The organism is Variovorax sp. EL159 (genome assembly GCF_900100965.1).
Classification (GTDB): Bacteria; Pseudomonadota; Gammaproteobacteria; order Burkholderiales; family Burkholderiaceae_C; genus Variovorax.
This window is the reverse complement of sequence record NZ_FMUJ01000004.1, coordinates 174,246-191,879: the sequence shown is the minus strand read 5'-3', so window position 1 is coordinate 191,879 and position 17,634 is coordinate 174,246. Positions and strand designations below refer to the sequence as shown.

Below are 17,634 nucleotides of genomic sequence, written 5' to 3'. Positions count from 1 at the left end.
CGCAAAGGCCCGCTGTGTGAAGTCTGTGTGAAGTGAGGCGGCACGGGCGCTTCACACGGCCTTCGGGTCGCGCACCGAGCATCGGCGCTTCGCTACAGACGAGGAGAAAAAAAGATGCTTCAGTTCCTGAAAGCCCTGCAGAGTTCGATGCTGGTCAAGGTGGCCGGCCTGTTCTTCCTGCTGTTGCTGCTGTGCATTCCGCTGGCGGAGATCGATTCGATCAACCGCGAACGCGGCGAGAGCCAGCGTGAAGCGGCCAACGAGCTTGCGTCCACCTATGCCGGCCGCCAGACCATGGTCGGCCCGCTGCTGCTGGTGCCGTACGTCGAACGCTGGAACGAGCCGCTGCGCAACGCACAGGGCAAGGTGATCGGCCAGGAGCCGCGCAGCAAGGAACTGGCCCATGTGGTGTTCCCCGACAAGCTGCACATCGAAGGCACGATGGCGCCGCAGGAGCGCTACCGCGGCATCTTCAAGATCCAGTTCTACACGCTTGACGCCACGCTGAGCGGCGGCTTCTCGGCCTTCGATCCGAAGGCCGTGTCGCACAGCGAGACCGATTCGAAGATCGAGTTCAAGCCTCCTTTCATTGCCTTCGACGTGAGCGACCTGCGCGGCCTCGACGGCTCGCCGGCGCTGGTGATGAACGGCGAGGCGCTGCGCTTTCGGCAGCGCGTGCCCGGCATTGCCGACGACGCCTGGCTCGCCAACGGCATCCACGCCCCCGTGACGGGCGCCGCGCTCGCGGCATGGCAGGCCGGCACGCCGCTGCCCTTCGAGATGAAGCTCGGCCTGGTCGGACAGGACACGCTGGCCATCGCGCCCATTGCCGAGGAAACCACCGCGCACCTCCGCTCGCCCTGGGCGCACCCCAGCTTCGGCGGCCGTTTCCTGGCGGTCGATCGCAGCGTGACGCCGCAAGGCTTCGACGCGCGCTGGCGCGTGTCGTCGCTCGTGACCTCGGCACGCGAACAGGTGCGCGCGGGGCTGTCCGGCTCCGGCACCGGCCCCGACGGCGAAGCCCAGGCCACCACCCAGGCCGCGGGCACCGCGCGCCGCAACCTGGGCCCGCTGCAGACCTTCGACGTGTCGCTCGCGCAACCGATCAACGTCTATTCGATGAGCACGCGCGCCGGCAAGTACGGCATGCTCTTCATCGGCCTGGTGCTGATGGCGGCCTTCATGTTCGAGCTGTTCCGCAAGCTGCGCCTGCATCCGATCCAGTACGGGCTGGTCGGCCTGTCGATCGCGCTGTTCTTCCTGCTGCTGCTTGCGCTGTCGGAGAAGTTCACGTTCTGGATGGCCTATGCCGGCGCCGCCACGGCCAGCGTCGCCTTGCTGGCGGTGTACTTCAGCGCGGTGCTCGGCGGCTGGCGGCGCGGCTTCTCGTTCGGTGCCTTCGTCGCGCTGCTCTACGGCGCGCTCTATGGCCTGCTGGCATCCGAAAGCAATGCGTTGCTGCTCGGCGCGCTGCTGATCTTCGGCATGCTGGCCGCGCTGATGCTGGTCACGCGCAAGGTCGACTGGTATGCGCTCTCGCGGCGCAACGAAGCGGCACCCGCCACGCAAGCACCATGAAACTGCTGCGGCTCACGCTCGGCGCACTGGGCTGGCTGGCCCTGGCCACGCTGTGGTTCTGGGCCTGGCACCTGAAAGACCCGCAGCTGCGCTTCATGCGTGCGTGGGAGCTGCCGCTGCTGCTCGGCGCGCTGGCCGTGGGCATCGCGCTCATCTGGCGCTTGGTGCGCGGCTGGATGCGCCCCGCGGCATTGAGCCTGGCATTCGCGGCAGTGCTGATGGCGCTGTGCAGCGAAGCGGTCTCGATCCAGCACCGGGCCGCAGTGAATGCCGCATCGGGTCCGATGGCACAGGCGCTCGGCGCGCACTTCATCGTCGGCTACGACGACGCAAAGAATCTGCGCGAGCTGGCGCGCAAGGGGCTGATCGGCGGCATCTTCGTGACCGGGCGCAACGTGCAGGGTCGCAGCGCCGCCGAACTGCGCGATGAAATCGCGGGCCTGCAGGCGCTGCGCCGCGAAGCCGGGCTGCCACCGCTGATCGTCGCGACCGACCAGGAAGGCGGCGCGGTGTCGCGCCTGTCGCCGCTGGTCGCGCGCCAGCCCGCGCTCGCCACGCTGCTGGAGGCCGACGTGTCCGACGAAGACCTCGCGCAGCGCGCCCATGCCTACGGCGCGCAACAGGGCAGGGCGCTCGCGGCGCTGGGCATCACGCTCAACTTCAGCCCGGTGGTCGACCTGCGCACCGGCCGCGCGCCGGGCCGCTGGGATCTGCACACCCGCATCGACGAACGCGCCATCTCGGCCGACCCTGCGCTCACCGCGCAGGTAGCGCTCGCTTATGAAAAAGGCCTTGAGTCGGCTGGCGTGCGCGGCACGCTCAAGCACTTTCCCGGCCTTGCCGGCGTGCACGAAGACACCCATCACTTCGCCGGCAGCCTGCGCACGCCGGTCGCCCGACTTGCAACACATGACTGGAAACCATTTCAAGAAGTGTCGAAACAATCTGACGCAGCCATCATGCTCGGGCATGTGATCCTTGCGGAACTCGATGCGGACGCTCCGACTTCTTTCTCGCGCAAAATCGTGCAGCAGGTGATTCGGGGCGAATGGGGCTATCAGGGCCTGCTCGTCACTGACGATCTCACGATGGCCGCCGCCTACAACCGCGGCCTGTGCGACGCCACCGTGCGCTCACTGAACGCCGGTGTGGACCTTCTGCTGATCGCCTTCGACCACGACAAGTATTTCGACGCCATGCATTGCGCGCAGCAAGCCGCAAGGCGCGGCGCACTCGACCTCGCGATGCTGGAACGCAGCAACGCGCGGCGGCTCCAATCCTTTCGCTAGCCAGCCCTTCTTTCTCTATGTTCAAACGTTCAAGCTCCCCCACCCCCGACGACGGCAATGCGCCGGACGAACGCAACCGCCGCTGGAAGCGCATCGCCGGATGGGGCGCCATCGCGGTGGGCTCCGGCGCGCTGGTGGTGATCGTGGCGGCCATCGTCGCCGTCGTTGCCATCTATCCGAAGCTGCCCGATGTCTCGGAGCTTTCCGACTACCGGCCCAAGCTGCCGCTGCGCGTGTACTCGGCCGAAGGCCAGCTGATCGGCGAGTTCGGCGAAGAGCGCCGCAACCTCACGCCCTTCGCCAACATTCCGAAGGTCATGAAAGACGCTGTGCTGGCCGTGGAAGACGCGCGCTTCTACGACCACGGCGGCGTCGACTACAAAGGCTTTTTGCGCGCGGCGGTGGCCAGCCTGAAGGGCGGCCGCAAGCAGGGCGCATCGACCATCACCATGCAGGTGGCGCGCAACGTCTACCTGAGCTCCGAGCGGACCATGAGCCGCAAGACCTACGAGATCCTGCTGGCCCTGCGGCTCGAACAGCAGCTCACGAAAGACCAGATCCTCGAGATCTACCTGAACCAGATCTACCTGGGCAACCGCGCCTACGGTTTTGCCGCCGCCGCCGAAACCTACTTCGGCAAGCCGCTGCAGAACGTGACCATCGCCGAAGCCGCGATGCTCGCGGGCCTGCCGAAGGCACCCGGTGCCAACAACCCGGTGGCCAACCCGCGCCGCGCGCGAGCGCGCCAGCTCTACGTGATCGACCGCATGCAGGAGACCGGCTTCATCACCGCCGAGCAGGCCGCCGCCGCGAAGAAGGAAGAACTTCACCTGCGCGATGCCGCCGACCCGAACCGCCTGCACGCCGAATACGTGGCCGAAACCGTGCGCCAGATGATGTACGCGCAGTACGGCGACAGCATCTACACCAGCGGCCTGAAGGTCTACACCTCGCTGGTCGCGGCCGACCAGGCGGCGGCGTACAAATCGCTGCGCAAGGGCATCATGGATTACGAGCGCCGGCAGGTCTACCGCGGACCCGAGCGCTTCGTCGACCTGCCGACCGAGCAGAAGGAAATCGATGAAGCCGTCGACGACGCACTGGCCGAGCACCCCGACAACGGCGACGTGATCGCGGCCGTGGTGCTCGATGCCAATGCCCGGGAAATCAGCGCCGTGCGCGCCAATGGCGAAACCATCCAGATCACCGGCGAAGGCCTCAAGCCTGCGCAGTCGGGCCTGTCCGACAAGGCACCGCCCAACATCAAGATCCGCCGCGGCGCGGTGATCCGCGTGGCGAAGACGCCGAAGAACGCCTGGGAGATCACGCAGCTGCCCGAGGTCGAGGGCGCCTTCATCGGCATGGACCCGCGCACCGGTGCCATCAAGGCACTGGTCGGCGGTTTCGACTTCGGCAAGAACAAGTTCAACCACGTCACGCAGGCGTGGCGCCAGCCGGGCTCGAGCTTCAAGCCCTTCATCTATTCGGCTGCGCTCGAAAAGGGCTTCACGCCCGCAACCATCGTCAACGACGCGCCGCTGTACTTCGATGCCAGCGCCAACGGTGGCCAGCCGTGGGAGCCCAAGAACTTCGAAGGCACCTACGACGGCCCGATGCCACTGCGCACCGCGCTGATGAAGTCCAAGAACCTCGTGACCTTGCGCGTGCTGCAGTCGATCGGCGCGCCTTACGCGCAAGACTGGGTCACCAAGTTCGGCTTCGACAAGGACAAGCAGCCCGCCAACCTGCCGATGGGCCTGGGTGCCGGCTCGGTCACGCCGATGCAGATGGCGGTGGGCTATTCGGTGTTCGCCAATGGCGGCTACCGCGTCACCCCTTACCTGGTCACGCGCGTCACCGACCTGCGCGACAAGGTGCTGATGGAAACCGAGCCGCCGGTGCTCGACGAAACGCGCCGCGCCATTCCGCAGCGCAATGCCTTCATCATGGATTCGCTGCTGCAGAGCGTGGTGCGAAACGGCACCGGCTTCAAGGCCTACCAGGCCCTCAAGCGCGACGACCTCTACGGCAAGACCGGCACCACCAACGATTCCTTCGACACCTGGTTCGCCGGCTTCCAGCCGACCATGGTCGGCATCGCATGGGTCGGCTACGACACGCCGCGCCAGCTCGGCGTGCGCGGCGAAACCGGCGGCAGCCTGAGCCTGCCGATCTGGACCGGCTACATGCAGACCGCGCTGCAGGGCGTGCCCGTGACGCAGCCGGCCGAACCGCCGGGCGTGGTCAACGTCGACGGCGAGTGGTACTTCGACGACTTCACACCAGGCCACAACGTGGCGAGCCTGGGCCTGGAGAACGCCGAGGCGACGCCGCCGCCGGTGGAAGAACTCACGGGCGCGCCGGTCGGTGCGCCGCCACCGCCCGAAGAGCGCAACAAGATCCTCGACTTCTTCAGGTAATCAAGCTCTCCCCCAAGCTTCGCGCACTTCGTGTCGCTGCGCCAACCCCCTTCCGGGGGCAACACCAGCGGCCCGGCAAAGCCGGTTCCGCGGTGTTCCACGAAGGGAGCCAGCCAAAGGAGAAATGCAGGTGGGTCGCGGTGCCTACACTCGGTGCTGCTTCCCGCTTTTTTCTTTTCTCCCCACGCATACATGGAAATTCTTACCCTGGTGGCGTTGATCGCCGCCGGCGCCTACATCCTCAAGTCCAGAGACCAGCGCCAGCGCATCGCGCTGCTGGGCAGCCACCTCGGCCGCTACCAGATCGAGAAGCTGATGGAGAGCCTGACGTCGGGCTACCTGCGCTGCCTCGGCGAAGACGACCCCGAGCGCCGCCAGCAGATCTGGAGCCTGCTCGATTCCACCGAAGAAAAACTCTCGGCCCAGTTCAACAGCTTCGCCGCCGAGTTCGCGCGCACGCCGGAAGCCGATACGCGCGTGAGCAAGCTGCCCGTCGCGATTCCCTTCTCGACCAAGCTCTTTCCGGCCGCGACCTTCGACCTGCGGCAAGCCCTGATGGTCCATGCGCGCGGGATCGCCGGCGTGATGAAGAACGAAGCGAACCGCTCGGCCAAGTCCAAGGCCTTCACCATGTCGGCCGAACTGTTCCTCATGCAACACACCTGCCATTGGTACTGCAAGTCGAAGACCGTGGCATCGGCCCGCATGCTCACGCGGCACCAGACTTCGTACGAGCAATTGATCGACGCGGTGAGCCCCGAGACGCGCGAGGCTTATCTCGGCCTGATCGGTTCCTGAGGGTTGTCCTCTGCCGGCCTCGCCGGCATTCGTTCAGTTCAGTGATGTGACAGCAGCGGCAACGTGAGCGTCGCCACCGCGCCACCCCGCGATGCATTGCCCAGCTCGATGCGGCCTCGGTGCAATGCCGCGATCTCCTTCACGAACGCCAGCCCGAGCCCTGTGCTCTTCTTCTGGCTGTGCGGCCGCGCGAGCGAATAGAACTTCTGGAAGACCTTTTCCTGCGCGTAGTCCGGAATGCCCGGGCCGTGGTCGCGAACGCTCACGCGCGCGAGCTTCGAGGTGGTCTCCAGCGTGAGCAGCACCTCGCTGTCGCGCGGCGAAAAATCGATGGCGTTGTCGAGCAGGTTGCTGATGGCTCGGCGCAGCAGGAAGGGGTCGCCTTCGGTGCTCGCCTCGTCGCGGATGTTCACCAGCAGGCGGATGTTTCGCTTGGCCGCCGCAGGCTGTGCGCTGAGCGCGATGTCGTCGATCAACGAGGCCAGCGGCACCGGCTCGGTGCGATCGAGTGCGCGCCGCGTTTCGAGCGCGGTGAGCTCCATCATGCGGTCGACGATTTCCTGGATGCGTTGCGTCTCGCGTTCGATGTTCTTCAGAAAACGTTCGCGCTCCACATGCGGCATCGAAGGCTCTTGCAGCAGTTCGGCTGCGCCGCGAATGGCCGAGAGCGGGCTTTTGACTTCGTGCGTGAAGGTCTGCACGTAGTCGGCCACGTAGTTGCGCCCGGTAAGCGCATCGCGCATTTCACCGAAGCCGTTGCGCACCGAATCGACCGCGCGTCGCGCCATGCGCGAAAGGCTTAGGGTGCGCTGCGCGCGCACCCAGGCCCAGTAGTCTGAAATCAGGCCGAAGGGCCGCACCAGCCACACCGACACGATCAGCGCGAGCAGCAAGAGTGCAAGGCCGGAGCCGACGCCGACCCAGAGCGTGCGGGCGCGGGCGTCTTCGACGAACTGGCCGAAGCTCTGCACCGGCTTGCCGACGCTGACCATGCCGACGATCTCGTTGTTCCAGCGGATCGGCGCGCCGACGTACATGACCGAGGTGCGCGGATCGCCGTCGACGTCGCGCGAAGTGCGCGCGCCGTACAGGCCGGCGAGCGTGCGGCTCACGTCCATCCATTGCGAGTAGTCGGCGCCCAGGTGCCTGCCGAGCGAGTCGAACATCACGCGGCCGTTGCGGTCGGTGACGTACACGCGCAGCTCGACGCGGTTCTTGTGCAGGTTGTAGATCTGGGCCGAGAACTCGCGCGCGTAGACGGTGCGAAACAGAGGCTCCAGCCGCGCGGTGTTGATGGCGCCGGCGATCACGTCCTGCTCGACCAGGCTGGCCACGAGCTGCGAGGTTTCGACCAGCGATTCTTCGGCCGACTCGCGGTAGCGCGGGTCGATGTCCGACACCACGCGGTACAGCAGGAAGGCGATGCCCGCCGTGTAGATCAGCAGGATGCCGATGAAGATCCGCGTGCGTCTCGTCACGAAGACTTGGTGGGCAGTTCTTCGTTCAGCGCGTAGCCGGTGCCGCGCAGCGTGCGGATCGGTTCCACATCGGGCGCGACCGCCTTGAGCTTGGCGCGCAGGGTCTTGATGTGCGCGTCGACCGTGCGGTCGAAGCTGTCGCTGGCGTCGTCCCAGACCATTTCGAGCAGCTCGTCGCGCGTGAAGACGCGGCCGGGGCGCTGCACCAGCAGGCGGAGCAGGCCGTACTCGTAGCGCGAGAGTTCGAGCAGGCGTCCGTAATACCGGATCTGCATCCGCTCGTTGTCGAGCGAAAAGGGCATTGCAGGTGCCTGAGGCGTCGCTGAAGGCGCCTGGGGCGCGATTTGATGGGGTACCCCATGGTTTGGCCCGGCCGCTGCTGGCGAGCCTCCTGGCGCGTTTCTGGCGCTGCGCCGGAGGATGGTCCTCACGCGAGCGACCAGCTCGCGCGGCGAAAAAGGCTTGGCGATGTAGTCGTCGGCACCCAGTTCGAGGCCCACCACGCGGTCTATTTCGTCGCTGCGGGCCGTCAGGAAGACCATGGGTACCTCCGGGCCGCCCATCGACTGGTTCAGCGCCTGGAGGCGTTTGAAGAGCTCGAAACCGTTCAGGTCGGGCAGTCCGATGTCCAGGATCGCCAGCGCGGGGGCTTCCTGGGCGAACTGCGCGATCGCTTCCTCGGCCGTGGCGCACCAGACCGGGGTGAATCCGTCGCTTTTCAGGACGTACTGCAGCGTGTCGGCGATGCCCGACTCGTCTTCGGCAATCAGGATCCGGGGTTTGAAGCTCATCCACGGATGTTAGCGAGGGGAAGCGGCGCGCAAGGGCCGGTTTTTCGTCCGAGGCGCCGGAGACCGGCGCGGCCGTTCGCGGCTTTTTTTTTGGCGCGGCGCTTTCCCCGTTCCCTATTTCTTATTCTTCTTATTCAAATTAGTAGTAGTAGATAAGGGAAGCACTCTTCTGTGGACAGGGCACTTTTTTCGTTATGCGACAAGGAGTTGTCATGCCTGTGTCACTGTGCGCAGCCGCGCTTCCAGGATGTACCCGGCCGATGAACAACATTGGGTAACCCGCCGGCGCTGTGGATAACCGATGGCTTGTGCAAAAACTGTCCCCAGAGTTGTCCTTTGACACCCCTTTGGAAATCTGCGAAAGACGGTTTTCGGGCAAAGAAATTCAGTGCCCAAATATTGAGCAGAATGTAGATTTCCTTTGCAAATCAACAACTTGCATTACCCCTACACAGCAGTGCCGGGGTTATCCACAGAGTTGCTCAAGATTTGTGGGGAGAACGTCCGAAGGAACCTTCGGGCGGTCGGGCAACCGAACTTCGTCCTTCATATGACGAAATCTCGAACATGACACCTTCGGAAACAACGGCGATCGTGACCCTGAGCCTGCTGGCCGCATTCGTCGACGGCGAAAAGCACGAACGCGAGCGCGCCGAGATCAAGCGGATCGCGGAAGGCCTGTCGCAAGCCGACGGGCTGAACCTGCCGACGCTCTACCAGGACGTGCTGATGAAGCGCGTCTCGCTGGCCTCGGTGGCCGGGGCGCTGAAGAGCACGGAGGCAAGGCAGCTCGCCTACGAGATGGCGGTGTGCGTGTGCGATGCCGACGGCACGCAGTCGGAGGCGGAGCGCCTGTTCCTGATGGACGTGCGCACCTCGCTTGGGCTCGATGCGTCGGCGGCCGGGTTTTCGCAGCAGGCGGAAGACATCGCGGCGGTGCCGGTGGGGGCGGCGGTGGCATCGACAGCCGTGGCGGCCAATGCACCGGCCAACGTGCCGGACAGCGCCGAGCTGGACAAGTCGATCCTCAACGCCGCCATCCTCAATGGCGCGCTCGAGCTGCTGCCCGAGACGCTGTCGACCATGGCGATCATTCCGCTGCAGATGAAGCTGGTCTACCGCATCGGCCAGGCCCATGGCTACCAGCTGGACAGCGGGCACATCAAGGATTTCCTGGCGACGGTCGGCGTGGGCCTGACCTCGCAGTACCTGGAGCAGGCCGGGCGCAAGCTGCTCGGCGGCCTGCTGGGCAAGGTCGGCGGCGGTTTGCTGCGCGGGCTGGGCAATCAGGCCGTGAGTTCGGGCATGAGCTTCGCTTCGACCTACGCGCTGGGCCACGTCGCCAAGCGCTACTACGCCGGCGGCCGCACGCTTTCGACGCAGATGCTCAAGGACGCGTTCTCGGGTGTGGTGAAGGAAGGGCAGAGCCTGCAGACGCAGTACCTGCCGGCCATTCAGGAAAAGGCCCGCACGCTGGATGCGGGCAAGGTGCTTTCGCTGGTGCGCGGCGCCTGATCTAAACCTTGCCCAGGTCGTCGAGGATCGGGCAATCCGGCCTCGCGTCCCCGTGGCAACAATGAACCAGGTGGGACAGCGTGTTGCGCATGGACTGCATGTCCGCGATGCGCTGTTCCAGTTCACCCAGGTGCTTTTCCGCGATGCGCTTGACGCTCGAACTCGCGCGGCGGCGGTTGTGCCACAGCCCGACCAGCTCCGCAATTTCTTCCATCGAGAAACCCAGGTCGCGCGAGCGCTTGATGAAGCGCAGCGTGTGGATGTCGGCGTCGTTGTACTGGCGGTAGCCGCTCTCGGTGCGCGCCACCGCCGGCAACAGCCCCAGCCCCTCGTAGTGCCGGACCATGCGGGCCGAGACGCCCGACAGGCGCGCGGCCTCGCCGATGGCGACCTGCCGGCCGATGGTGCCCGTCATTGGACGGTGTAGCCCGCGTTCTCGATCGCCGCCACGATGTCCTTGCGCGGCTGTTCGCTCAGCACGTCGACATGGCCGGTCGGAAGATCGACCGTGACCTGTGCTTCGGGGTCGACCGTCTGCACGGCGTTCTGCACCGCGGTCACGCAGTGGTTGCAGCTCATGCCCATGACCTGGAATTTCTGGCTCATCGTCGTGGCTCCTTCTTGAATTCAGTGAAGTGAATGGTTGATTGATTGAATGGGTGGGCGGAAACGCGAGCCGCCAGTTTGAACTCTCTCACGATGTCAATGTCCAGCGAAGGGACACTTTCAGCGGGTGGCATCGCGTGGTTCGTCGGCAACAACCCGCGACGTTATCGCTTTCGCAGCCGATGTTGCGCACAATCGCCAACCCATGAGCACCCACCGCCCGGCCGTGCAGAGGCCCGCTTGAAACTCGCGCAACTCCTGCGCCACCTGCGCACCGACCGGAACATCGCCCAGCTCGAACTGGCGCTGCGGCTCGGCGTGTCGCAACGGCATGTGAGCTACATCGAGGCCGGCCGCGCCCGCCCAAGCCGCGAGCTGCTGCTGGCCTGGATGGCGGAACTGGAAGTGCCGACCTCGGTGCGCAACGCCGCGTTGCTGCATGCGGGCTTTGCGCTGCCGCAGGAAAAGATGCCGCTCGACAGCCCTGCGCTGGCACCCGCGCTGCAGGCGCTGCGGCATACGCTGGTCGCGCACGAACCGAACCCCGCGTTGGTCTTCGACGCCGACTGGCGCACCGTCGACCAGAACAGCGGCGCAACCTGGCTGTGGTCGCTGGTCATGCCCGAGCTGGCCGCGAGCGCCGGCGGGCAGGTGCGTGGCATGGACATGATCGCCGCGCTTGGCCATCCGCAGGGCTTGTTGTCGCGCATGCGCGAGCCGTGGGCCGTTGGCTCGGCGCTGCTGGCGCAACTGCATGCCGAGGCCAGCGCGACGCCCGCGATGCAGGCACGAATCCAGCGCTTTTCCGACGCACTGAATCAGAGGCACCGGCCGGCCGGCCGCACCGAGCCGCCGGACCATGCCGCGCCGTACTTGAGCCTCAGCTTCGACACCGCGCTGGGCACGCTCTCGTACTTCTATGTGCAGAGCGTGTTCGCCTTGCCCCAGGACGTGACGCTGGCTTCGCTGCGGATGGAGCTGTGGTTTCCGCTCGATGGCCACACCGCCGAGGTGACGCGGCGCCATGTCGCACCGGGCTGAGCCCGGGCAACATCACTGCGGCCGCACGGGAGTCTGCTGCGCGGGGTCGTAGAAGAAGGTCTCCGCCGCGATGCGATCGCCTTCCCAGTGCTGGCAGGCCAGCTCTTCCATCCGCGTGACCGAGCCGTCGAGCCACTCGAAGCGAAAGACCCAGCGGATCACCACGTCGTCGCCGCTGACGAACACGGGCGGCAGGCATTGCGAAGTGACCGACCTGGCGCGCGCCAGCACCTTGCGCTCGTGGGCGACCAGCGTGTCGCGGCCGATGCGTGGCGGGGACTGGTTCTCCTGCATGGAGGCTTCGGGCGTATAGAACTCTTCGATGGCTTCCACATGCGCGTTCTGTTCGACGCGTGCGATGAATCGGGCCAGGGTGTCGGGTGTGGGCATGGTGTGCTTTCGGCAAAAAAGAGCCTTGCGGCCTGGTGGTGTGGGTGCGTGCCGGCAAGTCTGGCGGGCGCTCTGGGCGCTGTCGATTACCTGCCTGGTCGCAGTGCCGTAAAAATCTGCTTGACCTTGCCATGGTGTGAGGCTTTAGCCTTGGCGCATGGAAAATTTGCAGCAACACTCCTCGGCGGCCACCGCCACGCTGGACCTCTCGGTCGGCGGCATGACCTGCGCCTCGTGCGTGATGCGCGTGGAGCGCGCCTTGAAGAACGTGCCCGGCGTGCAGGACGTCAGCGTCAATCTCGCGACCGAATCCGCCCGCGTGGTGACCACGGACAGTGGCGACATGGACGTGCGCCTGCGCCGTGCCGTGCGTGCCGCGGGCTACGAGCCGCGCGCGGCGAGTAGTGCGGCCGACGATGCCGCGGCGCTGTCGCCCTGGCACGGTTTCGGCCCGGTGGCCGTGGGCCTTGCGCTGTCGATTCCGCTCATGGCGCCGATGCTGGGTGACCTGTTCGGGCAAGACTGGATGCTTCCTCCCTGGGTGCAACTGCTGCTGGCCACGCCGGTGCAGTTCTGGCTGGGCGCGCGTTTTTACCGCGCCGGCTGGCACGCGGCCAAGGCCCGCACCGGCAACATGGACCTGCTGGTGGCGCTGGGCACCAGCGCGGCTTTCGGGCTGTCGCTCTGGCTCTGGTGGCGCGCGGCCACCGGCGAGCACGCGGGCCATGGCGTTGTGCCGCATCTGTATTTCGAGGCCTCGGCGGTGGTGATCACGCTGGTGCTGCTCGGCAAGTGGCTGGAAGCGCGCGCCAAGCGCCAGGCCACGTCGGCGATTCGCGCGTTGCAGAAACTGCGGCCTGAAGTGGCCCACCTGATCGGCGCACGCGGCAAGGAAAGCGATGTACCGCTCGCCGAGGTGATGGTCGGCGACCGCCTCGCGGTGCGGCCCGGCGAGCGTGTGCCAGCCGATGCGCGCGTGATCGAAGGGCAGTCCGAGGTCGATGAATCCATGCTCACCGGCGAACCGCTGCCGGTGGCCAAGGGGCCCGGCGATGCATTGACGGGCGGTGCGGTCAATGGCGACGGCCGCATGGTGATCGAGGTGAGCGCGGTCGGCTCCGAAAGCGTGCTCGCACGCATCATCCGGCTGGTCGAGGATGCGCAGGCCGCCAAGGCGCCGATCCAGCGCCTGGTCGACAAGGTCGCGGCCGTGTTCGTGCCGGTGGTGCTGGTGATTGCACTGGTCACGCTGGTGGGTTGGCTGATCGCGGGCGCGGGCATCGAGACCGCGTTGATCCACGCAGTCGCGGTGCTCGTCATCGCCTGTCCTTGTGCACTGGGCCTGGCCACGCCGGTGGCGGTGATGGCGGGGACCGGCGTGGCGGCGAAGCACGGCATCCTCATCAAGGACGCCCGCGCGCTGGAGATCGCGCACCGCGTCGACACCGTGGCATTCGACAAGACGGGCACGTTGACGCTGGGCCGCCCGGTGCTCACGGCGCTCGTGCCGGCGGCGGGCAGCGATGCGACCGAAGACCAGTTGCTGGCCATCACCGCGAGCCTGCAGAGCGGCAGCGAGCATCCGCTGGCCAAGGCCGTGCTGAATGCCGCGGCCGAACGGGGCGTGCAGGCGCCGCCGCTGGGTGCGATGCAATCGATGCCGGGGCGCGGTGTGCGCGGCGAAGTCAACGGCGCCACCTGGGCCATCGCCAGCCTGCGCTGGTGCCGCGAACTCGACGCGATGCCCGAGGCCGCCGACGTCGATGGTCTGCAGGCGCAAGGCGCCACGGTCTCCGCGCTGCTGCGCTTTGATGCCGCGGGCACCGCGTATGTGCAGGCGCTGCTTGCCTTTGCCGACGAGCCGAAGCCGCAGGCCGCCGAAGCGATCCGCACGCTGCGTGCGCGCGGCCTGCGCGTGGTGATGATCTCGGGCGACAACCTGCGCGCCGCGCAGGCCATGGCGGCGCGGCTGGGCATCGCGCCCGAGGACGTGCGTGCCGACGTGCTGCCGGCCGACAAGGCCGCGCAAGTTGCCGCGTTGCGCAAGAACGGGCACGTGGTGGCCATGGTCGGCGACGGTGCCAACGATGCGCCCGCGCTCGCGGCAGCCGACGTGGGCATCGCCATGGCGCCTTCGGGCGGCGGCACCGACGTGGCGATGGAAGCGGCCGGCATCACGCTGATGCGTGGCGACCTCGCGCTGGTGGCCCAGGCCTTCGAGCTCTCGGGGCGCACCGTGGCGAAGATACGGCAGAACCTGTTCTGGGCCTTTGCCTACAACGTGGCCGGCATTCCGCTCGCGGCCTTCGGCTTGCTGAGCCCGGTGGTGGCCGGTGCAGCCATGGCGCTGTCGAGCGTGAGCGTGATGGCGAATGCGCTGCTGCTGCGGCGTTGGAAACCTTGAAGGTTTGTCAGGCGACCAGCAGCGCCATCAGGTGGTCGTCGATGGCTTCGGCGTCGCCCGCCCGCTTGTAGAACTTGCGCAATGTGCCTTCGCGCTCGAAGCCGAGCTTTTCGTAGAAGCGCAGCGCGGGCGCGTTGTCGCTTTCGACGATGAGTTCGATGCGCTTGACGCCCTCGGCGATCAGCGTGTCGATGGCTTCGGTCACCATGGCCAGCGCGATGCCTTGTCCGTGCAGCGCCGGGTCGACCGCGAGCGTGCCGAGCGAGGCCACATGCTGCACGCGGCCCGGGTAGCGGGTGGCGCGGTAGAAGCCGGCGATTTTTCCGTCGCGTTCGTAGATGTAGAAGCAGCGGCTGTCGAGCAGGTCCTGGTAGATCGCGCGAAAGTCGTCGAGCGGCATCGGGTCGTAGCCGAGGTAGGGCACGACCTTCTCGTGCATGTAGAGAGCAAAGACGGTGTCGATGTCTTCCGGGGTGGCCAGCCTGCGCATGATGAGAGGAGCTTCGGAACGATGAAGCGCCCGAGCATAGCGAGGCGCCGGAACGCCGCTGGAAAGTCGCAGGCCGCTCAGGCCATTCAGGCCAGCAGTACGGCCGAAACCGCAACCAAGGCCACTTGCGCGCACCAGGCCCATCGCAGCCGCAGGCGCGAATCGAGCACCGCACCGATCGTCCAGAAGCCGCCGATGGCCAGGGCCAGAAGGATCAGCCCGGTCTGAAAAGCCAGGTCGTCGGCGCGCCACAAGAAGGCCAGCGTCACGCCGACCCAGGCGACGAAGTGGGTGGCGGCCGATGCGACCTGGGCACGCGTCAGCACCGGGTCGTGGATGTGCTTGGCTTCTTCGAGCGAGAACGGTGCTTCGGGAAAACGCGCCGCCACATCGGCAGGGCGCCAGCCCGGCGGCTTGAACCAGACGGCGAGCTTGTCCTGCCAGCGCCGCGTGTGCCAGCTGTCGCGCAGCAGCGGGGCGTAGGGCCCGAGGATCGCGCGCAGCGGGTCGAAGCTTGCCAGCGTCTTGCGGGTGCCGTAGATGCAGCGCTCGCCTTCTTCCGCGAAGGTACCGAACATGCGGTCCCATACCACCAGCATGCCGCCGTAGTTGCGGTCCACGTAGCCGTCGTTCACCGCGTGGTGCACGCGGTGGTTGGAAGGCGAGGAGAACACGCGGTCGAACCAGCCGAGCTTGCCGATGTGCTCGGTGTGGATCCAGAACTGGTAGACCAGCACGATCAGCCCCGCCAGGCCGAACTGCTCGGGTGGCACGCCCACCACCGCCATCGGCAGGTAGAAGGCCCAGCCGAGAAAGGCCACGGCGCTTTCCTGCCGCAGCGCGGTGGAGAAGTTGAATTGCTGGCTCTGGTGATGCACCGAGTGCGCGGCCCAGAACACGGCCGACTCGTGGCCCGCGCGGTGCAGCCAGTAGTCGAAGAAGTCGAACAGCAGCACCGCGGCGATCCAGCCCATGGCGCTGTCCCAGAAGCTGGGGCGCGTCCAGATCGCGACGACGGGGTAGACCATCGCGTACAGGCCGATCTGGAAGAGCTGGGTGCAGACGGCGAGCGCCTGGCTCAGCAGGCCCTGGCTCAGGCTGCCGATGGTGTCGCTGAAACGGTAGGTGTTGCGCCGCTTGAGCCAGCCCCATGCGAACTCGCACGCCATGAGCAGCGCGAACACGGGCACGACGAAAACGACCAGCCGGTGCACCGCGTTCGATTTTTCAGGAAGTCTTCAGCGAATCTTCAGCGTTCGGCCGCGCGACCGGCCACGATGACCGCGTTCGTGCCGCCGAAAGCGAAGGAATTGGACAGCGCATAGCGGATGCCCTTGGCCTGGCGCGCCTCGCCCTGGACGAAGTCGAGATCGAAAGCCGCGTCGGGCGTCTGCAGGTTGGCGATGGGAGGCAGGGCCTCGCGCGCCAGCGCACGCAGCGCCGCAATCAGTTCGATGGCACCGCCGCCGCCGAGCACGTGGCCGTGGATGGCCTTGGTGGCGCTCACGGGTGCACCCTTGCCGAACACTTCGCGGATCGACGCGGCTTCGGCGGCATCGCCGGCCGACGTGGCCGTGCCGTGCGCGTTGATGTGGCCGATGTCGGAGGCCTCGATGCCGGCATCGCGCAGGGCGGCACGCATGGCGCGCACCTGGCCGCCCGCATCGGGGTTGGTGATGTGCGTGCCGTCGCAGTTGGTGGCGTAGCCCGCGAGCACGAAGGGCGAGGCGTCGGCACCGCGTGCCAGCGCATGCGCTTCCGATTCGAGCACCAGCGCAGCCGCGCCTTCGCCGATGGCAAAGCCCGCGCGGTCGCCCGAGAAGGGGCGGCAGGCGGACGACGGTGCATCGGCCGGCGGCGAGGCCATCACGCGCATGGCGTGCCAGCTGGCCATCACGCCGGGGGTGAGCATGGCGTCATGGCCGCCGACGATGGCCACGTCGATCCAGCCACCGCGGATGGCGCGCATCGCTTCGCCGATGGCCACGGCCGAGGAGGCGCAGGCACAGGCGTAGGCAATGGCCGCGCCGCGCGCGCCGAAGTGCAATGCCAGCTCTGCCACCGCTGCGTTGGGCATCACGGTGAGCACGGTGGTCGGGCGCATGCGGCGCTGTTCGCCATAGAGCGCGCTGGTGGTGTTGTCGAAGGTGCCGGCGCCGGCCAGGCCGCTGCCCCAGTAGATGCCGAGGCGGTCGCGGTCGATGGTGTCTAGGTCCAGCTTGGCTTCGGCGGCGGCGTCTTGCGCGGCGGCCAGGGCCATGGCGGTCCCGCGGTCCAGCGGCAGGCGCGAGGTGCTGCGCACGCCGTTCGATTCGAAATCGCAGGCGGCGACGGCCAGCTGCATCGGGTCCATGCCCTTGATCTCGAGCGTCTGCGCGCGCACGGCGGAACGGCCGGCGAACAGGGCATCGTCGAAGGCTTCGACGGTGCGGCCGATGGGTGTGATGAATCCGAGACCGCTCACACGCACCGGAGCAGATGCGGCGCGCTCAGCAGAAGCGGCGAGCACGGCGTGGGCGGCTCCGCTGCTCATGCGTGAGCTTCAACAGACTGCGTGGAAGGCGCTGCCGCGCCGCTGCTTTCCGTGTCGATCACTTCGCACAGGCGCTGCAGCGTGATGCCGGCTTCGCGCGGGTCGAGGCGGTCTTCGGGAATGCGCAGGTGGAATGCGTCTTCGACGGCGAAGACGAATTCCATCAGCGCGAGCGAGTCGAGACCGAGGTCGGACAGCGCCGTGGCAGGCGAGATGGCCGAGCGCTCGACCTTGAAGTCGGTCTCGAGGATGGTCGCGATGCTGTTGAAAGTGGGCGAAGAGGAATCGGAAGAAGACATGG

General features: G+C 66.8%; 16 protein-coding genes. 7 read left to right on the top strand and 9 right to left on the bottom strand.

Features of this window, described 5'->3' with window-relative positions; all coding sequences use genetic code 11:
• Positions 1-114: 114 nt before the first annotated feature.
• The 4 genes from creD to BLQ28_RS17985 all read left to right on the top strand — a co-directional run bounded on the left by creD (position 115) and on the right by BLQ28_RS17985 (position 6,085).
• Positions 115-1,578, top strand: a complete 1,464-nt coding sequence (creD, locus tag BLQ28_RS18000) for a cell envelope integrity protein CreD (protein ID WP_093242236.1) — start codon at positions 115-117, stop codon at positions 1,576-1,578.
• On the top strand, positions 1,575-2,867 hold the full coding sequence (locus BLQ28_RS17995; protein ID WP_093242234.1) for a glycoside hydrolase family 3 N-terminal domain-containing protein: 1,293 nt from the start codon (positions 1,575-1,577) through the stop codon (positions 2,865-2,867). Before creD ends, BLQ28_RS17995 begins: the two co-directional genes overlap by 4 nt.
• Positions 2,868-2,884: 17 nt before the next feature.
• Positions 2,885-5,287 (top strand): penicillin-binding protein 1A, encoded by a 2,403-nt coding sequence (locus BLQ28_RS17990; protein WP_093242232.1) that lies wholly within the window; start codon positions 2,885-2,887, stop codon positions 5,285-5,287.
• A 192-nt stretch (positions 5,288-5,479) separates the two neighbouring features.
• Positions 5,480-6,085 carry a hypothetical protein gene (locus BLQ28_RS17985; protein ID WP_093242229.1) on the top strand — a complete coding sequence of 202 codons (606 nt, stop codon included), beginning with the start codon at positions 5,480-5,482 and terminating at the stop codon, positions 6,083-6,085.
• A gap of 38 nt (positions 6,086-6,123) precedes the next feature.
• On the opposite strand, the gene creC is transcribed toward BLQ28_RS17985, so the two are convergent.
• Together creC and creB are read right to left on the bottom strand one after the other, a co-directional pair.
• Positions 6,124-7,563, bottom strand: a complete 1,440-nt coding sequence (gene creC / locus BLQ28_RS17980) for a two-component system sensor histidine kinase CreC (protein WP_093242227.1) — start codon at positions 7,561-7,563, stop codon at positions 6,124-6,126.
• Entirely contained in the window at positions 7,560-8,354 is a 795-nt protein-coding gene (gene creB, locus BLQ28_RS17975; RefSeq protein ID WP_093242224.1) for a two-component system response regulator CreB, read from the bottom strand. The genes creC and creB overlap by 4 nt, the downstream gene beginning before the upstream one ends.
• 567 nt (positions 8,355-8,921) lie before the next feature.
• On the opposite strand from creB, the gene BLQ28_RS17970 reads away from it, so the two are divergent.
• Entirely contained in the window at positions 8,922-9,869 is a 948-nt protein-coding gene (locus tag BLQ28_RS17970) for a YcjF family protein (RefSeq protein ID WP_093242221.1), read from the top strand.
• A 1-nt stretch (position 9,870) separates the two neighbouring features.
• Here BLQ28_RS17970 and cueR read toward each other — a convergent pair whose 3' ends face one another.
• Both cueR and BLQ28_RS17960 read right to left on the bottom strand, forming a co-directional pair.
• Entirely contained in the window at positions 9,871-10,284 is a 414-nt protein-coding gene (gene cueR, locus BLQ28_RS17965) for a Cu(I)-responsive transcriptional regulator (RefSeq protein WP_093242219.1), read from the bottom strand.
• Positions 10,281-10,475, bottom strand: coding sequence for a heavy-metal-associated domain-containing protein (locus tag BLQ28_RS17960; RefSeq protein ID WP_093242216.1), 195 nt, complete (start codon positions 10,473-10,475; stop codon positions 10,281-10,283). Before BLQ28_RS17960 ends, cueR begins: the two co-directional genes overlap by 4 nt.
• 240 nt (positions 10,476-10,715) lie before the next feature.
• On the opposite strand from BLQ28_RS17960, the gene BLQ28_RS17955 reads away from it, so the two are divergent.
• On the top strand, positions 10,716-11,516 hold the full coding sequence (locus tag BLQ28_RS17955) for an MmyB family transcriptional regulator (protein ID WP_176801156.1): 801 nt from the start codon (positions 10,716-10,718) through the stop codon (positions 11,514-11,516).
• Between the two features lie 12 nt (positions 11,517-11,528).
• Here BLQ28_RS17955 and BLQ28_RS17950 read toward each other — a convergent pair whose 3' ends face one another.
• On the bottom strand, positions 11,529-11,906 hold the full coding sequence (locus tag BLQ28_RS17950) for a nuclear transport factor 2 family protein (protein ID WP_093242210.1): 378 nt from the start codon (positions 11,904-11,906) through the stop codon (positions 11,529-11,531).
• A gap of 157 nt (positions 11,907-12,063) precedes the next feature.
• Here BLQ28_RS17950 and BLQ28_RS17945 point away from each other — a divergent pair, with 157 nt between their 5' ends.
• Positions 12,064-14,310 carry a heavy metal translocating P-type ATPase gene (locus tag BLQ28_RS17945; protein ID WP_093242207.1) on the top strand — a complete coding sequence of 749 codons (2,247 nt, stop codon included), beginning with the start codon at positions 12,064-12,066 and terminating at the stop codon, positions 14,308-14,310.
• 7 nt (positions 14,311-14,317) lie between these two features.
• Here the strand turns inward: BLQ28_RS17945 and BLQ28_RS17940 are convergent, their stop codons facing one another.
• The 4 genes from BLQ28_RS17940 to BLQ28_RS17925 form a co-directional block, all read right to left on the bottom strand.
• Positions 14,318-14,800 carry a GNAT family N-acetyltransferase gene (locus tag BLQ28_RS17940; RefSeq protein WP_093242205.1) on the bottom strand — a complete coding sequence of 161 codons (483 nt, stop codon included), beginning with the start codon at positions 14,798-14,800 and terminating at the stop codon, positions 14,318-14,320.
• An 86-nt stretch (positions 14,801-14,886) separates the two neighbouring features.
• Entirely contained in the window at positions 14,887-16,014 is a 1,128-nt protein-coding gene (locus BLQ28_RS17935) for a sterol desaturase family protein (protein WP_093242203.1), read from the bottom strand.
• Positions 16,015-16,049: 35 nt separating this feature from the next.
• A complete protein-coding gene (locus BLQ28_RS17930) occupies positions 16,050-17,333 on the bottom strand; it encodes a beta-ketoacyl-[acyl-carrier-protein] synthase family protein (protein ID WP_093242201.1) in 1,284 nt (427 codons plus the stop codon).
• Complete coding sequence (locus tag BLQ28_RS17925) at positions 17,330-17,632, bottom strand: phosphopantetheine-binding protein (protein WP_093242199.1); 303 nt, start codon at positions 17,630-17,632, stop codon at positions 17,330-17,332. The genes BLQ28_RS17930 and BLQ28_RS17925 overlap by 4 nt, the downstream gene beginning before the upstream one ends.
• Between the last annotated feature and the right edge of the window lie 2 nt (positions 17,633-17,634).